The sequence below is a fragment of the Herbaspirillum sp. WGmk3 genome (assembly GCF_023952535.1).
Lineage (GTDB): Bacteria > Pseudomonadota > Gammaproteobacteria > Burkholderiales > Burkholderiaceae_D > Herbaspirillum > Herbaspirillum huttiense.
In genome coordinates, this window is sequence record NZ_JAKYWT010000034.1 from 1 (window position 1) to 373 (window position 373).

The 373-nt window shown below is 50.4% G+C and carries 1 protein-coding gene; it reads right to left on the minus strand.

The features are described from left to right. Window positions 1-267: winged helix-turn-helix transcriptional regulator (locus MKD49_RS25815; protein WP_252697721.1), on the minus strand; the 267-nt coding region annotated here is incomplete at its 3' end. Window positions 268-373 lie beyond the last annotated feature (106 nt).

The following is a 373-nucleotide window of genomic DNA, read 5'->3' on the forward strand; positions in this document are numbered from 1 at the left end:
CAGCTCCAGGAACATCTGTTTCAGGGTTCGTCTTTGCTTTCGAGATTTGGCTGCTTCAGCGGTTAGCCATGTGGATAGCCGAGGTGCGAATTCATCGAGCGAACTTGATGATTGCCTTGTGGGATAGGACGGTTCAACTGCTTCCGATCGAATGTATCGTCGAACCGTGTTGCGGGAAATGTCGAGCCTGCGGGCGATTTCCCGAATTGAGATGCGGTCTCTGATGTACCAGCGTCGAATAATTCCAAGTAGGGCCACGTCTATCACTCCGTTCTCCCGCTCGCAGTCATGAGCAGGATTGTGGTCTAAACATGGGTCAACTTAGGGTGCAAATTTCCTGGATAAGTGGGTCAGTTTTCAGTGCAATTCAACA